Source organism: Serratia sp. DD3, assembly GCF_000496755.2.
On sequence record NZ_AYKS02000063.1, the window covers coordinates 33009 to 53370 of the forward strand.

Annotated in this window: 14 protein-coding genes; all 14 read right to left on the reverse strand. The window is 47.9% G+C overall.

Annotated elements, in window-relative coordinates:
• Positions 1-73: 73 nt before the first annotated feature.
• Entirely contained in the window at positions 74-820 is a 747-nt protein-coding gene (locus IO95_RS11165) for an SDR family NAD(P)-dependent oxidoreductase (protein ID WP_023490259.1), read from the reverse strand.
• The gene (locus IO95_RS11170) at positions 817-1899 is read right to left on the reverse strand and encodes a ketopantoate reductase family protein (RefSeq protein ID WP_023490258.1); all 1083 of its coding nucleotides are present in this window, start codon (positions 1897-1899) and stop codon (positions 817-819) included. Before IO95_RS11170 ends, IO95_RS11165 begins: the two co-directional genes overlap by 4 nt.
• Entirely contained in the window at positions 1896-2597 is a 702-nt protein-coding gene (locus tag IO95_RS11175; RefSeq protein WP_023490257.1) for a creatininase family protein, read from the reverse strand. Before IO95_RS11175 ends, IO95_RS11170 begins: the two co-directional genes overlap by 4 nt.
• Before the next feature lie 118 nt (positions 2598-2715).
• Complete coding sequence (locus IO95_RS11180) at positions 2716-4230, reverse strand: carboxypeptidase M32 (protein WP_023490256.1); 1515 nt, start codon at positions 4228-4230, stop codon at positions 2716-2718.
• Between the two features lie 94 nt (positions 4231-4324).
• A complete protein-coding gene (locus tag IO95_RS11185) occupies positions 4325-5929 on the reverse strand; it encodes an ABC transporter substrate-binding protein (protein WP_023490255.1) in 1605 nt (534 codons plus the stop codon).
• Between the two features lie 180 nt (positions 5930-6109).
• Positions 6110-6814, reverse strand: a complete 705-nt coding sequence (locus tag IO95_RS11190) for a FadR/GntR family transcriptional regulator (RefSeq protein ID WP_023490254.1) — start codon at positions 6812-6814, stop codon at positions 6110-6112.
• Between the two features lie 330 nt (positions 6815-7144).
• Positions 7145-8506, reverse strand: coding sequence for an FAD-dependent oxidoreductase (locus IO95_RS11195; protein WP_023490253.1), 1362 nt, complete (start codon positions 8504-8506; stop codon positions 7145-7147).
• A gap of 60 nt (positions 8507-8566) precedes the next feature.
• Positions 8567-10228 (reverse strand): BCCT family transporter, encoded by a 1662-nt coding sequence (locus IO95_RS11200; protein ID WP_023490252.1) that lies wholly within the window; start codon positions 10226-10228, stop codon positions 8567-8569.
• A gap of 277 nt (positions 10229-10505) precedes the next feature.
• Positions 10506-12431: a dihydroxyacetone kinase operon transcriptional regulator DhaR gene (dhaR, locus tag IO95_RS11205; protein WP_023490251.1), complete on the reverse strand. Its 1926-nt coding sequence runs from the start codon at positions 12429-12431 to the stop codon at positions 10506-10508.
• 520 nt (positions 12432-12951) lie between these two features.
• Entirely contained in the window at positions 12952-13842 is an 891-nt protein-coding gene (glxR, locus tag IO95_RS11210; RefSeq protein WP_023490250.1) for a 2-hydroxy-3-oxopropionate reductase, read from the reverse strand.
• Positions 13843-13876: 34 nt separating this feature from the next.
• Entirely contained in the window at positions 13877-14647 is a 771-nt protein-coding gene (gene hyi, locus IO95_RS11215) for a hydroxypyruvate isomerase (protein ID WP_023490249.1), read from the reverse strand.
• Between the two features lie 25 nt (positions 14648-14672).
• Positions 14673-16412 (reverse strand): glyoxylate carboligase, encoded by a 1740-nt coding sequence (gene gcl, locus IO95_RS11220; RefSeq protein ID WP_023490248.1) that lies wholly within the window; start codon positions 16410-16412, stop codon positions 14673-14675.
• A gap of 633 nt (positions 16413-17045) precedes the next feature.
• A complete protein-coding gene (locus IO95_RS24755; protein ID WP_051791210.1) occupies positions 17046-19361 on the reverse strand; it encodes a DUF3616 domain-containing protein in 2316 nt (771 codons plus the stop codon).
• A 474-nt stretch (positions 19362-19835) separates the two neighbouring features.
• On the reverse strand, positions 19836-20351 hold the full coding sequence (locus IO95_RS11230) for a 4Fe-4S dicluster domain-containing protein (protein ID WP_023491730.1): 516 nt from the start codon (positions 20349-20351) through the stop codon (positions 19836-19838).
• Positions 20352-20362 lie beyond the last annotated feature (11 nt).

Consider the following 20362-nt stretch of genomic DNA (forward strand, 5'->3'; position numbering starts at 1 on the left):
GTTGCTAGCTAGGTACGGCAGGCGTGACGCGCTACCGTACCGGGTGAAGCTCAATGTGTTACTTACCACCGTTTTATTTACCACCGTCTACCGACAGCGTTTGCCCAGATATCCAGCCAGATTGTGGCGCGGCAAAAAACAGTACGGCATGAGCGATATCTTCTCCGGTGCCCAAACGGCGTGTGGCGATTTGATTAAGAATCACCTGCTGTTGGGCTTCACCAAATTTTTGCCACTGGCGCTCACTGCTGGGGTTAGAACGCACAAACCCCGGTGCGACGCTGTTAACCGTGATACCAAATGGCCCCAATTCATGACCGAGTTGGCGAGTCAAACCGATTTGTGCCGCTTTTGCTGACGCATAGGCTTGTATACCGGTCAGGCTGACGCCCAGCCCCGCACCACTGGAAATATTGATAATCCGACCATAGTTGGCGGCTTTCATCGCGGGTGCTACCGCTTGGGCAAACCAGAAGGCGCTATCCACATTGACCTGAAACAGGGCATGCCACTGCTGTGCCGTCACGCTCTCCAGGGGTTGCCCCTCTTGGCCGCGTACCCCACCGGCACAATTGACTAACACATCAACCTTGCCCACTTCCGCTACAAACGCATTAACGTCGGCCTGAACCGTCACATCCACCGTGCGAGCCTGTGCTTGGCTTCCGCACGCTTGCTGGGTGACCGCCAGGGTCTCGGCGTCAACATCACAAACCCACACTTTTCCGCCAGCGGCAGCAAAAGACTGGGCTATCGCCCGGCCAATGCCCTGCGCTGCACCGGTTACGATGATGGTCTGCCCGGTAAAATCTGCCTTCATTGATCACTCCTTGTGCTGCTGGAAAACGATGGATTGAGCAGTGCCGCTACCTGATCGAGGTTACTCCACGACAACGCTGTACCTTGTTCAATCTGATGAATACCGGTGATGACCGCCTGCAACAATGGGGTCGCAATGCCTAGCTGAGCCGCCTTAGCGACGATCACCCCCAGTTGTTGATCCACTTCGGTTTTACGTTTGTGGATGGCTAAATCACGCCAGATACCACTGTGGGTTTTGGCCGAGCGCCGGTTAAATTCCACCATGGCATCCATTGAGGCGTTACTGTCGGCCATGGCAGCATCAGCACGGAAAGCCGGGGGATGAAAACCGTTGAAGCCTTCCAACGGAATATTGGCGGCCTCAGCAACGGCGCAAACCTCTTTACCAATGGCAATCAAAACCGCGCGATAATCTGGATGTGACAGCACATCGACAATGGATTCATTGGTCAAGGCAGTGCCAAACAAGATGGCTCCGTAGCCCAACTTCCCCCATAAATAGCTGAAGATCTGCGTCGTTTGCTGCGCGTTGGGCTCAAATAGCTGCATTAGATGGTGAATATCAGCCAACCGAGGCGTCAAGGTGCCGTTCAGTTCGCCGACCACCACCGCGCCGCGCCCGGCATAATGAATATGCCCCGGTTCGAGAATATCGGCGCCAAAGTTGATAAAGCAGCCAATACAACGTGATTCACCGACAATGTCGGCAATAATCAGCTCATTCAAGCCGTTTTGTACCGAGACCACTTCACCAAGTGGTGCCAGATGCGCGGCCAATGTGCGGCAGGCCGCTTCGGTATGCTGGGCTTTGGTACACAGGAAGATACGCGGATATTGTTCAGCAACCCTTTCACCCTGCGCACCGGATGTAAAAAGCTGCTCCGGTAATACCGCCTTGGCACTGACGACAAACTCTTCTATCGGACCACTAATGCGTAAGCCCTGTTGGTTAATCGCCGCGACATGCGCGGGATTATTGTCCACCAGCAATACGGACTTACCGGCGCGGATCCAATAGGCAGCCAACGTGCCCCCCATGGCACCGGCGCCCCAAATCACAATCGGTGAATCACTCATTGCCATGGCCCTTGCAAAATCTCGCGGGTTTCAGCAACGGCAATCTGCCACATGGCTTGCTCCACTTCCTCAGGGCGCTGATAGTAGCCACCAAAATTGCCATCCCCCAGATAGGCTTTAACCTGTTCAGCGTTCATCACATGAAAACGCTGATAATCAATGGGGGCTTTGCGGGCATCGGGGCAAGGTGCATGGGCCAAACGCGTCCAAGGCAGGTTCTCCATCCAGCAGGCATGGGAAGAGGTCGGATCCACCGCACGGACCTTGGCTAAGGTATTGGGCGCATTCCACCAGTTATAGAAGCGCACTTTAACGTCGGGATTGCTGAGCATCCATTCAGTCGCCGCGCTATGTGCCGGCTGATTGCCGCCATGGCCATTCACCAGCACGATACGTTTGAAACCCGAACGGGCCAGGCTATCGAGCAAGTCGTGGATCAGGCGTACATAGGTTTCGACCCGTAAAGAAACGGTACCGGGGAAAGCCGCAAAATAAGGGGTGACACCAAAAGGTATCGCCGGATAAACCGGGATCCCCAACGGTTCTGCTGCATCTAGCGCCACTTTTTCCGCCAGGATCATATCCACGGCGACGCTCAAATAAGCATGCTGTTCAATACTGCCCAGCGGCACCACAACGCGGTCGTCCTGTTGTAGATAACTTTCGATCTGCATCCAGTTCATGTCTGCAATTTTCATTACTTCTCCCTCTGGTTAAACGTGGCTAACCTTCTGCTGATGGCGAAGGAGGGAGTGAAGCGGTTACTTCCCTGCTCCGCCCTCTCCACCAGGCAGGACTTACCTTAATAGGCTGGCGTTAAATGGGGTACAGCGTGGTAAATTTCTGTTCCAGGTAATCCAGATAGGGGGTGGCATCCAGCCCATTTCCGGTAACGCGTTGCAATAGTTCATGAGGTAAATAGGTGCGTCCATGTTGCAGAATATTTTCCGTCAACCAATCCTTGAGCGGCGCGTAATTCCCCTGAGCTAATTCACGCTCTAATGAGGGTTGCTGTTGCTGTGCCGCAGCCATAAATTGTGACCCCATGACGTTGCCTAAGGTATAGGTAGGGAACGCACCAATCATGCCCTTTGACCAGTGAATATCCTGCAGTACCCCGTCCGTGTCGGTGGTCGGTTTTATCCCCAGATAAGCCTGGATTTTTTCTGCCCAGAACGCGGGGAGATCTGCAACGCGCAAGCTGCCATCCATCAACCCCATCTCGATTTCAACCCGCAACATAACGTGGAAGTCATAAGTCAGTTCATCTGCTTCCACACGGATCAGGCTAGGCTCAGAGCGGTTAATGGCTCGGTGGAACTGCTCCAGTGAAATATCGTCCAGTACCCCGGGGAAGGTGTGCTGCAAAGTGGCATAATGGTTTTGCCAGAACGGCAGGGAGCGGCCCACGCGGTTTTCCCACAGGCGTGATTGCGACTCATGCACCCCATAGCTGGCCCCCGCCACCGCATACAGGCCAAACAGATCCAGGGTTAATGCCGTGCCCGTCAACGCTGGGGAAACATTCTGCTCATAAATGGCATGACCCGCTTCATGCAAGGTGCCAAATAACCCGGCGTTGATAAATTGCGGATTAAAGCGGGTGGTAATCCGCACATCTTCACGGGTGATGGAGATTTCGAATGGATGGGTGGTGGTATCCAGGCGGCCCCGTTGGAAGTCATAGCCAATCATTGCCGCCAATTGGGTGGACAGTTCACGCTGCTGAGCCACCGGGAAGTGGCGGTGTAAAAAGGCATTATCTGGTTTTGGGGCGGCATGCACCCGTTTTACCAACGGTAATAAACGTTGCTGCAACTGGGCAAACAGCGTTTTCAGTGCCGGTACGGTCAAGCCGGGCTCGTACTCGTGGGTCAACGCCTCATAAGGGTGGTTTTCATAGCCTACCGCATCAGCAAAGCGACGTTTTAAATCAACAATCTTTTCCAGATAGGGCTGAAACAGGTGGAATTTATTCTGCGCCCGGGCTTCACGCCAAGCCACTTCAGCCACCGCCACCAGTTGTGCTTGTTCGATCACCAGGCTGGCGGGTACTTTTTTATAATGGGCTATTGCCTGAGCTAATGCCTGATGTGAACGCTGCTGGTGCAGGGTTAAATCGGCATTTTTTTGCTCTTCAGCCAGTGCAGCGGCGAACTCGCTGGAGAGGATGATATTTTGAGCCAAGCTACTGAGAGTGGCAATTTGTTGCCCACGATGCAGGCTTGCACCATTTGGCATTCCGGTGCTGGCATCCCAATTTAATAAATTAATTACATTCAGCAAATCACTCAGGCGCGAGACCTGTTCGGTTAATGCAGTATGGCTCATGTTGTTTCCTAACAATGATGATCCAATCCCCCTTGATTAAGGGGGATGGATTAATAAGGCGTTAACGTTTAGAAACTACGGTAGGATATAAATATTATTTAGTAATATCTGCATCCGCATAGCTATTCAACGTTAATGGGCTCGCCACCACACCCGTGACTTTCTTGCTGGTTGCTAACGCATTCAGCGGGTGGAAAAGTGGGATCCACGGTAAATTCTCCTGGAAGATCACCTGCGCTTGTTTATACATTGCAGTCCGCTTTTCAATATTGGACTCAGCACGTGCATCTTTCAGTAATTGATCAAAGGGTTTATCACACCAACGTGAGAAGTTGCTGCCATCTTCCAATCCTGCACAGGAGAGGTTATTTGACAGGAAGTTATCTGGGTCACCATTATCTGACGCCCAACCCAATACCACTGACATATGCTCACCATCACGCGCTCGGCGTAATAATTCGCCCCACTCAATGGTTTTAATATCGACGTTGACACCAATTTTCTTGAAGTCTGCCTGCAACATTTCAGCGGTTAATTTAGGATTGGGGTTAGAACCACTGGTACCAGGACGCACCCAGATCTCCATATCAAAACCGTTCGGATGACCCGCTTCCGCCAGGAGTTGCTTGGCTTTCTCTATATTCAGCTCAAGGGGCTTAATATCGGAGTCATAGCTCCATTGTGAAGGCGGATAGGGGTTGGTCATTGGCGATGCCGCATTGGCGGTCACCACTTTAATCAGATTAGGGCGATCCACCGCCAGGGCTAATGCCTGACGCACCAATTTATTATCCAACGGTGCCTTTTGGGTATTAACCTGCAAATAAGAACTGGTCAGTGCCTGGCCTCTAAGCAAATTAAACTTGCTATCCGCTTCAATGGCTGACCAATCTTGTGGGCTCGGGTAGAGCATCACATCACATTCACCGGCTTTCAGGCGCTGTAAGCGCACAGAAGCATCAGGGGCAATACTGAAAATCAATTGGTCGATTTTTGGCTTACCGCGGAAATAGGTCGGGTTGGCTTCATAACGGACCATCTGATCTTTGTTATAACGCTTAAAGACAAACGGCCCGGTACCTACCGGTTTCACATCCATATCGCGCACTTTGTTCGCTTTTTCTAATTGCGTGGCATATTCATGTGAAAGTATCGAGGTAAAGCCCATGGCCAAATCGGCCAAGAATGGGGCTTCAGGGCGGTTTAATTCGATGCGCACTGTGTAGTCATCAACACGATCAATAGATTTGATCATCTCCTTAAAACCCATGGCCTGTGCGTAAAACCAACCTTGTACCGCGGTTTTATACCATAGGTTGTTCGGATCAATCTGGCGTTGCAGGCTATAAACCACATCGTCCGCATTCATATTGCGTGTGGGTTTAAACCAAGGGGTGGTATGGAATTGCACATCTTTGCGCAAGTGAAAGGTATAGGTTTTACCGTCTGGGCTAATTTCCCAGCTTTCTGCCAGGGCAGGTCTCAGTTCCGTGGTGCCTGGTTTAAAGTCAATCAGGCGATTATACAGCGCCTCAGATGAGGCATCAGCCGTAGAGTTGGCATGATACAAGGAGTAGTCAAAGCCATCGGGACTCGCTTCGGTACAGACTTTCAGTGTTTTCGTGGGTTCGGCAGCATTCGCCATACTTGCCATCAACAACAAACTAGCCCCGACACTCAACGTGAATTTCTTGATCATGATCGCTCCTGAAATGTTAATTAAAAAGACCCACTATCCCTTGGCGACTTAAAACTGTCGCTTTGATTGACCGCAGACGAACACTCGCTTTATCCCTGAGCCTCGCCGTTGACCGCCTGCAAAACGGTTACCTACCAATTTGACTCGCCAATCGCTGGCTGGCGTCTTGCTCACCAAGACTCATCGCCCGATAGCAACACCAGCCGGGTTGAGTACGAGTTGAACATTGGCGCGTTTGGCGGCATTTTGCAGATGCTGTTCCATAGCCTCTCGGGCCAAATGAGGCTCACCCATTTTTATGGCTAAAAAGATCTGCTTATGCTCCGCTAACGCCGGTTCCATATCCGCAAAACTGCCGTGCGGTGGTGTTTTACTCTGCTCATACGGTTGACGAATGAGCTTGATAATCTCTTGCAACAAACGATTACCGGCAATACGAATGATCTGGGCGTGAAAATCCAGGTCACACAGCTTAACCACTAACAGATCACCCTGTTTTGCCGCCTGATAGGCATCAGCAATCGACGTCTCCAGACCGACAATATCGCTTTCTATGGCGTTGACCGCAGCATGAGCGGCAGCAAAACCTTCAAGCTGATGGCGCATTGCCAGCACTTCAGCCAGTGAGTAGTTTTCAAACCCCCACTGCGGCTGTTCCGTAGAAGTGCGTGCGGCGACATACACCCCCTTCCCCGGCTTAATACTGACCAGCCCGCGTGACTCAAGATAACTGAGTGTTTCACGCAATGAAGCGCGGCTAAGTTGAAGTATTTTCGCCAGTTCGTGCTGTGAGGGGAGACGCTGCCCAACGGCCCATTCTCCTGCGCCAATCCGTGCTTCTATCTGCTGAATAGCTTGTTGCACTACAGACATTTTGGTCGTCACTACTGAGTCCTTACTCTGTGGCATGACAGGTCAGACAGGTTAGACGTGTCACACAGTTAGAAAATGATGGATATGAATTTTTTTGTCAATTCTGATGAAAAATTCAGTTACCGTTAGGTTAAAATCCTTTTTTTCATAAAAAATTCATATAGTAAGCATTAATTAGTTCATCTTTGTCTGGTTGAAAATATATTAATCTTAGCGCGTGATACTTTTAGACGAGGATAAAACATGATGAATGACTATAGAGAGGGAATATTTCAGGATGGGGATAACGCGTGTTGTCTAACCAGACTGGGCACACCTGGGTGTGCCCGTCAGTAATGCGGATCAGTGAATACGTGCCCCTTGCTTAACCAAGGTTTGCTGCAGTGCTTTGATATCAATATTCCGCACCGTGACACCTTGCTTGACGGATTCCGCTGCTGCGGTGCCCGCCGCCTGCCCCGTTACGGAACAGCACATCATATTACGCATTGAGGTATGGGCAATCACCCCGGCGGAAATACAACGCCCCGCCACCAGCAAGTTATCAATCACTTTCGGTAACAGGCAACGGTATGGGATCTGGAAGTAATTACCGGTGGTCGGCAGAATCAAATAACCACTGCCATCGATAAACTCAGGGAAGATACCCACGCTGTCTTCACAGCGGCCTTGCTGTAAGACATAGTCGTCCTGAACACGCACTTCGCCGTCAATCAGACGAGATTCACGGGTGCCCAAGGTCATACCAAAGTTGCGTAATTTGGCATTTTCAAAACCCGGTACGTAGTGACGCAATGCATCAATCGCCCATATGGCTTGTTGCCGCCCGGCAATTTCCGCTTTGGTCAAATCCCAGACATTGGTGCAGTCATAACCAAAGGCATAGACCATATTAAGCTGCATCACCTCACCGGCATCGGTAAAGCTGGACCAGGTTCCGGCAATGGCGGAAGCATCCCCCGGGATCACCCCTTCTTCCTGGGCTCGGGTAAAGATATCTTCCATATAAGGGCTGAACATATCATCTTCTTTACCGGTGGTTTTAATGGTCCAGTTCTTACCCCAATCAGCATAGGTGGGTTTAAGCTCTTCATTGACAAACTTCTGGAATTTTTTCACGTCAACGCCAGAACAATGGAACATCACCGTCACCCCCATCAACTGCTCTTTAGGGCGTTGATAATAAGGAGCACCCGCTTTTGCAGCGACATCCGCATCACCGGTACAGTCAACAATACGTTGAGCAAGAATCGCCCCGCGGCCTGACTTGGATTCCACAATCACCCCAGTCATGGTATTTCCTTCCTTGATCACCTCCACCACCCAAGAATGGTATAACGGTGTGACCCCGGCGTCGGTGATCATTTTATCTGCCACCACCTTGAAACCTTCAGAGTCAATCACCTGGCTGATGGATTGCGGTTCCGGGCGGGTAAAACCCATTTCTTGCGCCCGAAGTTCATATTCCCGGCCAATCCCTTCACAATCTATGGTGCCTGGGTGGCGGTACCAGGCAAAACTTTCTACGCCAACCTGGGTCAGCACCCCGCCTAAGCAGCCATAGCGTTCAACGATCATGGTTTTGGCTCCACATCGCGCAGCCGCAATCGCCGCAGTCAAACCGGATGGCCCTCCCCCTATGACCAGCACTTCTGTTTCTGCAATAATCGGGATCTCTTTAGGTGATTCAATTAATGTTTTCATATTCCATTCTCTCAATAAGTAAAATCGTTGGCTCTACAACGAAAGCCACAATTTCAAAGGTCAAACAGGAGATTCAGATTGGGTTCTTACGAACACGGTATCCGTTTGATTGTCTTGCTCACTGCTGATAGCTGATGGCGTTATGGTTAAATAAACCTTGCCGTCATTCGCCGGAACGGGAAAACCACAAGGGAAATCTTGATTAATCTGTTTAATAAAACTATGTGCCACCATATAAATAACAAAACACAACGGGAACCCGGTTAGAATAGAAACAGTTTGCAGCGGTTTGAGGCTATGTGGATTAATAAAATAGAGTGAGAGTGATACCACACCGACCATAATTAACCAGAAAGCAATATTCCAGGGGGCAGGAGAGGTATCAGGTGCCAATTTTTCCTGCGTTGTCGCTGCCAGTGAATAACCCACCGCACAATGCCCGGTTATATAAGAGACCAAGGTAATCAAACCAAAGGCAAAGATAAATAATGAGCCAAGGGGTAATTGCTCTAACATGGTGAAGACCACCGCACCCCGGCCTTTCTCCGCCATAACGCTAATAAGGTCAATACCACCTTTCATTTGCAGTGCAATACCAAAACTCGACAACACCATATAAAACACCATACAACCGAGCGAACCGGCCACCAAACCACCTAGCACTAATTCCCGAATAGTCCGCCCTTGGGATATTTTGGCAATAAAGAGTCCAAACGGTAGGGAATAGACCACCCACCAGGAAAAATAGAAAATAGTCCAGCTCTGGGGAAAGCCCCCTTCTCGAATCACATCGGTCTGCAAACTCATATAAATAAAGTTCTGCAGCATTAAGCCTAAACCATCAACAGATTGGTTAAGAATAAATGCCAGTGGGCCACAAACCGCGATACAGACCAACATCACCACATCCGCTTTGACATTCCAGTCACTTAATACCGACACGCCACGTTTTAAACCAAATATCAGGGCAACCAGCGGTACAAAGGTCCATAAGAAAATAACGAAGGTGTCAATAAACGCATTACTACTTTGCCACCCCATAACATAAACAATGGCATTGGAGATCAGTGGGGTTCCCAAGGCGAGTGAGGTCATCACTCCGCCGAGCAAACCAAACATAAACAGAAAATTAACCAGGTGCCCAGCCAAGCCATCGGCACGTTTGCCAAGCACTGGACGGGTAAATTCGCTGACTTTAACCGATGCCTGTTGGCGCACATGCAGAAAGTAACCCATAGGCACCGCAGCAGCGATATACCAGGCCCAAGCTGATGGCCCCCAATGGAACATGCCGTAAGCGGAAGCCCAACGGGCAGCATCAATGGAGCGTGGTGCCAGGCCAAAAGGCGGGGACTGAATAATGTAGATCCACTCTATGGCTCCCAGGTAAAGCACGCTGCCACCGGTACCAGAAGTAAAAATCATCCCTAACCAGACCCAAGTAGAAAAGGCAGGTTTCTCGCCTTTTTTCCCCAGCACCACATTACCGTAGCGGGAGATGGCCAGAAAAAGGCAGAACACCACCACGGCAAAAGTGGTCAGCAGGAAAAACCACCCCAGTTGCCCGGTGGTAAACCCATGAATTTTTTCCAGGATCTGCCCACTGGTTTCCGGGGTATAAATAAAAATAGCAATCATGAGAAAAGTAATTATTGTGGCTGGCCAAAATACCGCTTTGTCAATTTTGACCTGACTGATCCGGGGGGCGGTGTTATTTTCCATAGACTCTCTCTATTTCCTGCTAGCAGCCGTATGTGATATATATTAAATGGCTCGCTTAAATAGCAATAACAGTATTAGCTGATGCAATAACGGAACTTTGATAACTTACACAACTTGCCCGGTTACTCTGCTTTAATAAGAGGTTCTCTGTGAGGCCATAGACAATTTCACCTATTACGGCGAAATGAGTTTCATATCGGAACAGAATTAAAAAAGTAGCAATTCAATTTGGAACGGTACCAATTATTCCCGGCACCGTTCCGATTAACTGTCGACTTTAGGCGACTGCCCCTTGCAATCCATATTTATTGATTTTCCGCCATAGGGTTGTCCGCCCTATTTTTAATGCTTTGGCCATCTCGCTCATTTTACCGCCATACAGCTCCCAAGCGTGTTCAATAGTCTGTCTTTCAACCTCATCCAGGGACAATAGCGGTGGCAATGAGCCAGCCACACCGTGGTGCAGGTTGTTTTTTATTTCATCTGGCAGCTCTTCAAAATAGATCACATGCCCTTTGCGGTGCAGCAATATTTTTTCTATTTTATTCTTGAGTTCTGAATTATTCCCTTTCCAACTGTAATTCATTAGCGCCTCCATGGCTTTATCGTCAATGGAAATAAAGGTGTTATTGGCTTTACCATGTTCTTTAATCAACGTTTCAATAATACAGTGCACATCCTCTTTACGGCTTCTTAATGGCGGTATATCAATTTCGTGAATAGAAATTTCATAATAGAGTTGGCGGCTAAAGCGGTTTTGCGACACATACAGGCCAAGATCAGATTGCGCACTGGCAATAAACTGGAAGTTCACCGGGATCAACCGCTGGCTATCACTGCGCATCACTAAACCGGTCTTAAGCATTTTCAACAAAGCACTCTGCAACGTGGCCGGCAGATACTCTATATTCTCCAGATAAAGTGTACCGCCATGGGCCAGCTCAAATTTTGAAGACTGCCCTTTGTCTTCATCGTAACCCAGGACTTCTTTTTCCATATTATCGGGGTGTAACATGCCACAATTGAGCGTAATAAAAGGCCCGGTTTTAAATTCGCTCTCGTTATGTATTGCCATCGCCAGGCCCAGTTTGCCCACTCCCTCTTCGCCATATAACAGGATCGGTACTCTGGATTTTATTGCCCGTTTGGCTACGGTGATGACATGGCGCATTTTCTTTGACGCCGCAGGCAAGTTTTCAAAGGTGATATTGGCGCTGCGACCAATTTGCCGCTGAGCCAGCTCACGGATTTTATCCAGCGGGTGCGAGAGCAACAGAAAACTGTTATCACTCAATGGGCGTAGCGTGACCAGGGCTTCAATAAACTCCCCCAGTACCTCTACAGTGATCTGTTTACGCACCAATTTTACCCGTTGTTCAATCCCTGCCATGATCACTGGCGAAAAACGGATCACATGATGTATATTTTTGCCAATAATGTCATTGACCGGTAAATTGAACGCCTTGGCCGCCTGAGGATTAATCATGGTGATAATCATGTTTTCATCCCAAGCCAGCAAACCATCATCCATACATTCCAGCACCGCATTGCGCTGACATAACACATTATTCGTGCTCAGTTGCTCACTGGTAAGATGCAGCCGGAGTTCAACCTCTCGGGCGCAAGCGTGAGAGATCATCAAACTTTGTTTACTGTGACACTCTGCGCGTCTAAGTAGCAGGATCGCCCCACACTTTTTGCCATTTAAATCGAAAAATGGCGAAGCGGCACAGGCGTAAGGGTGCAGATGTTTGTTGTAATGCTCTGCGGTTAGCACTTCTACTGGCTCATTCTGGTCGAGGCAAAGGCTAACCGCATTGGTACCAATAATCCCCTCATTCCAAAAACAGCCTTTTTTCAACCCTAACTGGGCAAGTTCATTAAGCAGATTGGGATGCCCAACCAGTGATAACATGCAGCCATTGTCGTCAGTTACCGCCAGGATCATCTCTTCAGGCTCCGCCAACGCATAGATATCTTCAATCACGATTCCAGCCACCAGGATGGTGGTGCGATGGCGGTGCAATAGCGAGTTCAAGGTATATCCAGAAACAATATGCGGTTTCATCCACTTATAGGGGCTGGATTGCTTACAACAACGTTCCCAGGATTTAAGTATCGGTGAAGATAAAAACTCCGGTGCAACCCAATGATGTTTTTGAAAAAAGTCCCACCGTTTTTTAAGTTCTATTTGCGTTTCCATTATTACCTCTGGTCTGTCTTATTAATAAGAAGTGCTTATATTAAAATCCTTTTCATTTTTTATATTTTTTGTGGGAGTCTCTACTGATATTACACAAATTAATTTCATGAAATTTGATGGCCTGCACAAAAATCACCCACCAGATTTGCAAAGTAGGGGTTTATAGACTATTAATATTTTTTCAGTCATCTTAAATTTCATTTTTTATTTGTTAGATCAGTGAGTTTTAGTGAGTATACTCCCGTTAGCCAATCGTATTAATAACTGCTATTACCACAGGTGATAGGAAAGAAAATGTTAAACTTGCGAGTTTGTTCACACTATGCGCCAACGCCAGCGCTAACTTTATTTAAGTTAATGTATGAGTAATCACACTATGCTATTTATTACTGAATTAACAAGGTGCCATGAGTTAAATAATACCTAACGACACCCACTTTATGACAATCTTTATTATTTCTGCTACTGATAACAATCCAGGAAAGTTATTTCCCCCTCCTGGATTGTGTCGCTAAATCCGTTAATCACGGATAGAGAAGTTACTCATATGCTCAAGGGCGCGGATCATAGCTGAGTGATCCCACTGGCTGCCACCTAACGCGGCACAGGTACTGAAAAGTTGCTGCGCGATAGCGGTATTAGGCAGGTTCAATTGCAGTTCCCGTGCCCCTTCCAACGCCAGATTCAAATCCTTCTGGTGCAGTGCAATACGGAAACCTGGGTCAAAGGTCCCTTTGACCATCCGCTCACCATGCACTTCAAGAATTTTCGAAGAGGCGAAGCCCCCCATCAACGCCTGACGTACCCGAGCTGGATCAGCCCCAGCTTTGGCGGCAAACAGTAGCGCTTCAGAAACCGCTTCAATGTTTAGCGCCACAATGATCTGGTTCGCTACTTTACAAGTCTGCCCATCACCATGCCCACCCACTAGCGTGATGTTTTTGCCAAGGATCTGGAACAGTGGATTAATGCGATCAAAAACCGCTTGATCGCCACCCACCATAATGGAAAGTGTGCCTGCTTTAGCACCCACTTCTCCCCCTGAAACCGGGGCATCCATGTAATGTGCACCCATTTTCTCTATCCGGGCAGCAAAACGCTTGGTTGCCATCGGGGAGATTGAGCTCATATCCACCACTGTTTTGCCAGCCGATAGCCCTTTATCTAAGCCATACTCATCATTGAACAGCACATCTTCCACTTGCGGCGTATCTGGCACCATGATGAAAATAACATCACAAGCCTGGGCGACTGCCGCTAGCGATGGGCAAGCAATGCCCTTCTCACCCAATATGTCAGCGGGTGCTGGCTCAAAGTGCTCGGAAAAATGCAGTGTATAGCCAGCATTTTGCAGATTTTGGGCCATCGGTTTACCCATAATGCCCGTGCCAATAAAACCAATATTTTTCATAATCAATCCTTGTTCTTTATGCCATCAGGAAGCGTTATTTATTCATCCAGCCCAGTCCTGCCTCGGTGCCATTGGCAGGAACATATTCACAACCAATCCATCCGTCATAACCCTGTGCATCAATAAATTTAAACAGGAACGGATAGTTGATTTCCCCAGTACCCGGTTCGTGACGACCCGGGTTATCCGCCAACTGCAAATGACCAATAAACTGGAAATAACGTTCGATGGTTTTGGCCAGATCGCCTTCCATAATTTGCATATGGTAAATGTCATACTGATAGCGCAGATTGCTTCTACCCACCTGTTTGATCAGCTCCACAGCCTGCTTGCTGTTGTTGACAAAGAAACCTGGAATATCCCGGGTATTGATCGCTTCAATCACCAGTTCAATGTCATGCTCAGTCAGACGATTGGCGGCATAGGTCAGGTTGTTGATCAAGGTGGTATTGGCCTGTTCATCACTTAAACCTTCAGGCTTTTTACCCGCCAGGCAGTTCACTTTGCGGCAACCCAACGCTTTGGCGTAAACAATCGCTTGCTCAACACCGCTACGAAATTCTTCAACCCTTTCAGGCAAGCAGGCGATACCCCGTTCTCCTTGCCCCCAATCACCCGCAGGTAAATTGAACAACACCTGAGTCAATTGATGTTTTTCCAGCTCCTGAGCAATCTCTTGTGCTGAAAAGTCATACGGGAACAGATATTCCACTCCGTCGAACCCGGCTTTTTTAGCCGCAGCAAAACGCGCCATAAACGGGTATTCGGTAAATAGCATTGACAGATTGGCAGCAAATTTAGGCATGTGTTCTTCCCTCTCAATAAACCGCTTATAGGTCGATGATTTCTTCAAACTCAGTGACTTTGTCGATATCTGGCCCCATCGCAATGTTAGTGACCCTTTCAGTGATCACCTCTACCACCACCGGTACCCGATAACGGTCACGCAGTTGTTTGGCTTCTTCCAATGCAGGCCCAATCATGGCGGGATCAAACACCCGCAGTGCTTTACAGCCTAATCCTTCAACCACTTTCAGGTGGTCGACACCATAGCCATTGAGCTCCGGTGCATTGATATTCTCAAACGCCAGTTGGACACAGTAGTCGATATCAAATGCCCGTTGCGCCTGACGAATCAGCCCGAGATAGGCGTTGTTGATCAGCACATGGATATAAGGCAGGTTAAACTGTGCCCCAACCGCTAACTCTTCCACCAGGAACTGGAAGTCATAATCGCCAGAAATGGCCACCACTTGCGCCTGAGGATCGGCTTTCACCACCCCCAACGCTGCCGGTAATGTCCAGCCTAATGGGCCAGCTTGGCAGGCATTAATCCAGTTGCGTGGTTTATAAACATGCAGGAACTGGTTGGCAGCAATCTGGGCCAGGCCAATGGTTGCGATATAACGCGTCTCTTTGCCAAAGGCTTTGTTCATTTCATGATAGATACGCTGTGGCTTGATCGGGGTGCAATCAAAGTCATCACGGCGCTGCATGGAGCGCTTACGTAGCAGACAAGACTCCGCCCAAGCACTGCGATCTTTCAGTTTACCGGCGGCCTGCATCTCTTTAGCCACTTCAACCAACTGTATCAGCGCGGCTTTGGCATCAGAAACAATCCCTAAGTCCGGGCTGAATACGCGGCCAATCTGCGTGGGTTCGATATCAACATGGATAAACTTGCGCCCTTTGGTGTAAGTATCCAGTGCCCCGGTATTACGATTTGCCCAGCGGTTACCAATGCCAAAGACAAAATCAGACTCAAGGAAGTTGGCATTACCATAGCGGTGGTTTGCCTGGCACCCCATGCGGCCCGCCATTAATGGATGATCGTCCGGAATAGAACCCCAGCCACGTAAAGTCTGGATCACCGGCACCCCAGTCACTTCCGCCAATTGTTGCAGTAAATCAGACGCCTCCGCGTTGATGATGCCGCCGCCAGCAATCACTACCGGCTTCTCCGCGTCGTTCATCATCTCCAAGGCACGAACTGCCTGGGCACGGGTAGCTTGTGGACGGTGTGGCACCATCGGCTGGTAGAGATCGATATCAAACTCAATCTCGGTCATTTGTACATCAAACGGCAGGTCAATCAGTACTGGGCCTGGGCGGCCTGAACGCATTTCAAAAAAGGCTTTCTGTAAAGTCCCTGGCAGTTGCCCCGCTTCCAGCACCGTCACCGCCATTTTGGTAACGGGTTTAGCAATTGATTCAATATCAACGGATTGGAAATCTTCTTTATGGAGCTTGGCGACGGGGGCCTGGCCGGTAATACACAGGATAGGAATAGAGTCCGCCGAGGCCGAGTACAACCCGGTGATCATATCGGTTCCCGCTGGCCCGGAAGTGCCGATGCAGAGCCCAATATTGTCTGGTGCAGCGCGGGTGTAGCCCTCCGCCATATGGGAGGCCCCTTCAACATGGCGCGCCAGAATATGGTCAATACCGCCCAATTTTTTAAGTGCGGCATAAAGTGGGTTGATGGCAGCCCCAGGGACGCCAAAAGCGACACTAATCCCCTCTTTTTTCAAAATTTGTACTGCTGCTTCAGTTGCTCTCATTCTTGCCATTTTCAGTCTCCAGGTGTTAATACCCGCCACCGCCCTGGCTAGATCAGGGCTGAGCCAGATCTCGGCTAAGCGAGATCAGGCCGATGCACGGTAATACTTTAATTAAGTGGTTATTGACTGATGATTATTCGGGTATTTTTATTCGCGGCAACTCAGGCATCCGGTGTTCAATATGAAACACCCCTGCGCTTTTTTATGTTTCGAATTGGAACAACTCATGCGAGAAGATAATGAAAATTTGATCTCCAGCGTTGTGGAGTAAAGCCGAGGGAGGATTACCGGACGATAACGGCCTGCGCATAACTATTTTTATTGGCATATCATGATGTAAACAAGCGCGCTCTACCACATCAAATGTGATAAATCAGAAGGGCCATAAAACGCTATGGGTGCAGATTAGCGGAATAGCTGTCCTGATCCCGCTACACTTCTGCTATGCCATGCTTTCTTCCCGGGTATGGACTGGCGAGGGGCCGGGTAGGCCCACCTCGCCGTTTTCAACAGGCACTTAACGCTGTTACTGTTCCGCTGTGCCCAAAAACTGCTTACCAAGAATACCGACCGTTACGCGCTGTCGATATCCGCCTGATAAAAAAGCTTGGTATAGCGTGTTTTTGGACGCCAGGCTGAGCTCTATTTAAATGGGATTGCAAAGAGACTGTTATTATCAAATAAAGGGAATCCAGTAGCCCCTTCACTTTTAAAGGTAACTTTCCAGCAGCCTTGATTATAAATATTAGCTTGTACATCTATAGGGTCACGACCACATTTTTCCACATCAAAGATGGCATTTGTTTGATCAGCCGGTCCACTTTGAGGGATGAAAATTAGGTTTTTACCGGTTAAATCAGATGGAATATCACTGCCTGATTGACCACCTAATGTTATAGCCGCAAGAAACTTCCCTGGTTCTTTAATTTCACCAGAAAATCCATCTGCCAAGCCTTCAACAACAGTGCTTTGCATAGCATAAATAGTTTCTTCCTTACCAAGACCAGAGGGTGAACCTATCACCTGGCCTACATCGGCTATTGGGCTTAAAGCTGTATCAGTTTGAATAGTAACAATGTCCCCTGCTTTTAAATTGCGATCTGCGGTCCACTTGAACACACCTTCATTTAATGCAGGCTTGGCTTTTTTTCTATCCCAAAATGCATTTTTAACATCATAATAATCACGATCTGTAAAATTAATTTCGGTACCACCGTTGATATCTTTCATCAACATAAATGCAATCGCATCTGGTGCTTCAGCATTGGCTGCTACAAACTGAATATCGCCAACCTCAAGTTTTGTTGGTTCACCTGCCGTAACGAAAGTACCAAGCTCCTTACCGTTAAAATCATTACCTGCACTATCTTTAACTAATGTATCTTCAATACGTAATGAGTACGATTTAGAGTTTTCAAGCTTTGTTGTTGGCCGAATGACTAAACGATTAAATACCACTGAAACTTCAGAGCTTTCATTATTGTAAGAAGAAAATAACTGATTGCCTTGGTAGATTGCTAATTTACCCTTGCCTAGAGTGACCCCTTCGTCAAAAATGAGCTCAATACGAGTATCGGTATTGACGCCAACAAACCCATCGGCTGGGAATTGCTTGACTAAGTTAGGTGCTTGTTGGTCCTCTAACTGTTGGCCTACCTGCATATATGCCCCTTGAAACTGTTGTTCATTGGCAGGTAAATCTTTAGAAATAGCTGTTCGGCCTGGCCAAATAGTATCACCATTATCTAATAGAAACTGTAAATTATCCTCTTTACTAACCGGCTGTACGATAGACTCAATGCTTCCTTTATTTATCGCCCTTAACTGTTCCAAGTCATTATCAAGCATAATGGGTTGATCAGTACCACCATACCATTTGAATAAGACAAAGTTTTGCTTCACTTCAGTAGTGGATATACCTGAAGGACCACTAACAATAAGATAGTAGTCATCCCAACGTATAATATCTCGTACCCCTCGACCACCCAGATTTAATTCAAAAGGCTCACCAAATTGCGCTGTTGATGCCGTACCATTTATTAAATCCATGTAGTTGGTCACAGGTAATATTAGTGCTTTATTACGTGCTCGCTGATCCATCTGTGGAGCTCGAAATCCTAATAACAATGTATCTCCATTGATAGTCGCACCTTCAATCGAAAAGCCACTGACACTCTCAGGTACACTACCCGCAGCAGCTGAGCGATTAAAGCCAAAATAGCCTACACCTTTACCATGTATATTATTGTTATCCCAACTTATAAGATCTTGTTCTAATCCTGAGTATTTATTAATGTATTCAAATGTTGTTTCTGAGCCCGTACCTTTTACATTAACGGCAAACAGATGCCCACGATCCGCTACTGCCTCTCCACCATCTTGCTTGTTACTATGTGAACCAATAACCAATAATTTCCCAGGCTGATACCAAGTTAATGCTTCGACATCTAACTCTTTAGTCAACCCAGTCAATACACTGTAATCCCACTCGTTAACAGCATTAATTGCTTGAGTAGATTCCGTGGTAGAACGCGGATAAACTCTCAAGACATTAGCTTCATCGTCAGCCACTATCATATAGTTACTGTCTAATGCTACTGCGCCAGATGCATCAGAACTACCAAATTCAGATGCGGCAGTATAAGTTGATATAACGACAGGTTCTTTTTTTTCTTTCTCTTCCGGATCAGTCTTTTCTTTCTCTTCCGGATCAGTCTTTTCTTTCTCTTCCGGATCAGTCTTTTCTTTCTCTTCCGGGTCAGTCTTTTCTTTCTCTTCCGGATCGGTCTTTTCTTTCTCTTCCGGATCGGTCTTTTCTTTCTCTTCGGGGTTTGTTTTTTCTTCAGACGTCTTTTCTTCTTCTGCCACAGAAATTGTTCTTGAACCACCGTCTGAATCACAAGCTGACAAAGTTGAAATAATAAAGGCGAAAACAGTCATTTTTTTCAGTATGTTCATGTCTCACTCGCTTAATAAGCTATACCCGTCATACTTCAAATTGCTTGGTTGTTGGCTGCATCCTTGCGCACCAGTCCCATAGTTGACTATGCTCTTGGCGCCCCTCGGACTTGCCGCCTATAGGCAAATCGAATTATTAAGGGGTCTTGGAATTTAAATTAGTTTTGCTATCAGGGTGATGAATTACCCCTGGCTGCTGATAATATCATAACTTGATAAGGGCTTTGCAATAACAAAAATAGAATAATTTCACTTAAAAAAAGAAATCATAATCTCTTTTTGTTTCAATTCTATTTCATTTTAATTCTCCTCCCAAAATACTTCACTTTGCTTACGCAAGCTTGTTATCAGCGAAGATTCAATTATGCCTTTCATACTTCGCGAGTACATACAAAAAAACGCGATTCGGTTGACCTTACGGCAATAAAAATCCCACTCAGCATGTCACCGAGTGGGATCGATCACTCACTGTTATTAACGCAGGTCTGGTGTTGCGCCGCGCGCTGCGCGCAATTGCCTTTCCTGCTGTAGTGCTTGCAAATCTGCCGGGCGGACCAAGGTTAATGCCTCGGTTGGGCACACTTCGACGCACGCCGGGCCACCACTGCGGTCTTTGCACAGATCACATTTATTCGCCTGTACCTGTTGCTGACCGTTAGCGGTAGCGCAGACCACCACCTCCATCGCACCATAAGGGCAGACCGATACACAGCTTTTGCAGCCAATACAACGTAATTGCTGCACCTGAACACTGTCATCCTGATGGTAAATCGCACTATTAGGGCAAGCATTCAAACAAGGCGCCGCCTCACACTGGCGGCACAATATCGGCACACTGACATTATGCGTTTTGATTACCTTCAAGCGAGGATTAAAATTCTCTGCTGTCATTGGCAGTGAATCCTCATCGCTATGAGCCATAACGCAAGCGATCTCACAAGTGCGACAACCAATACAGAGCTTCATATCGGCGATAACAAATTGATTCATCCCGTCACTCC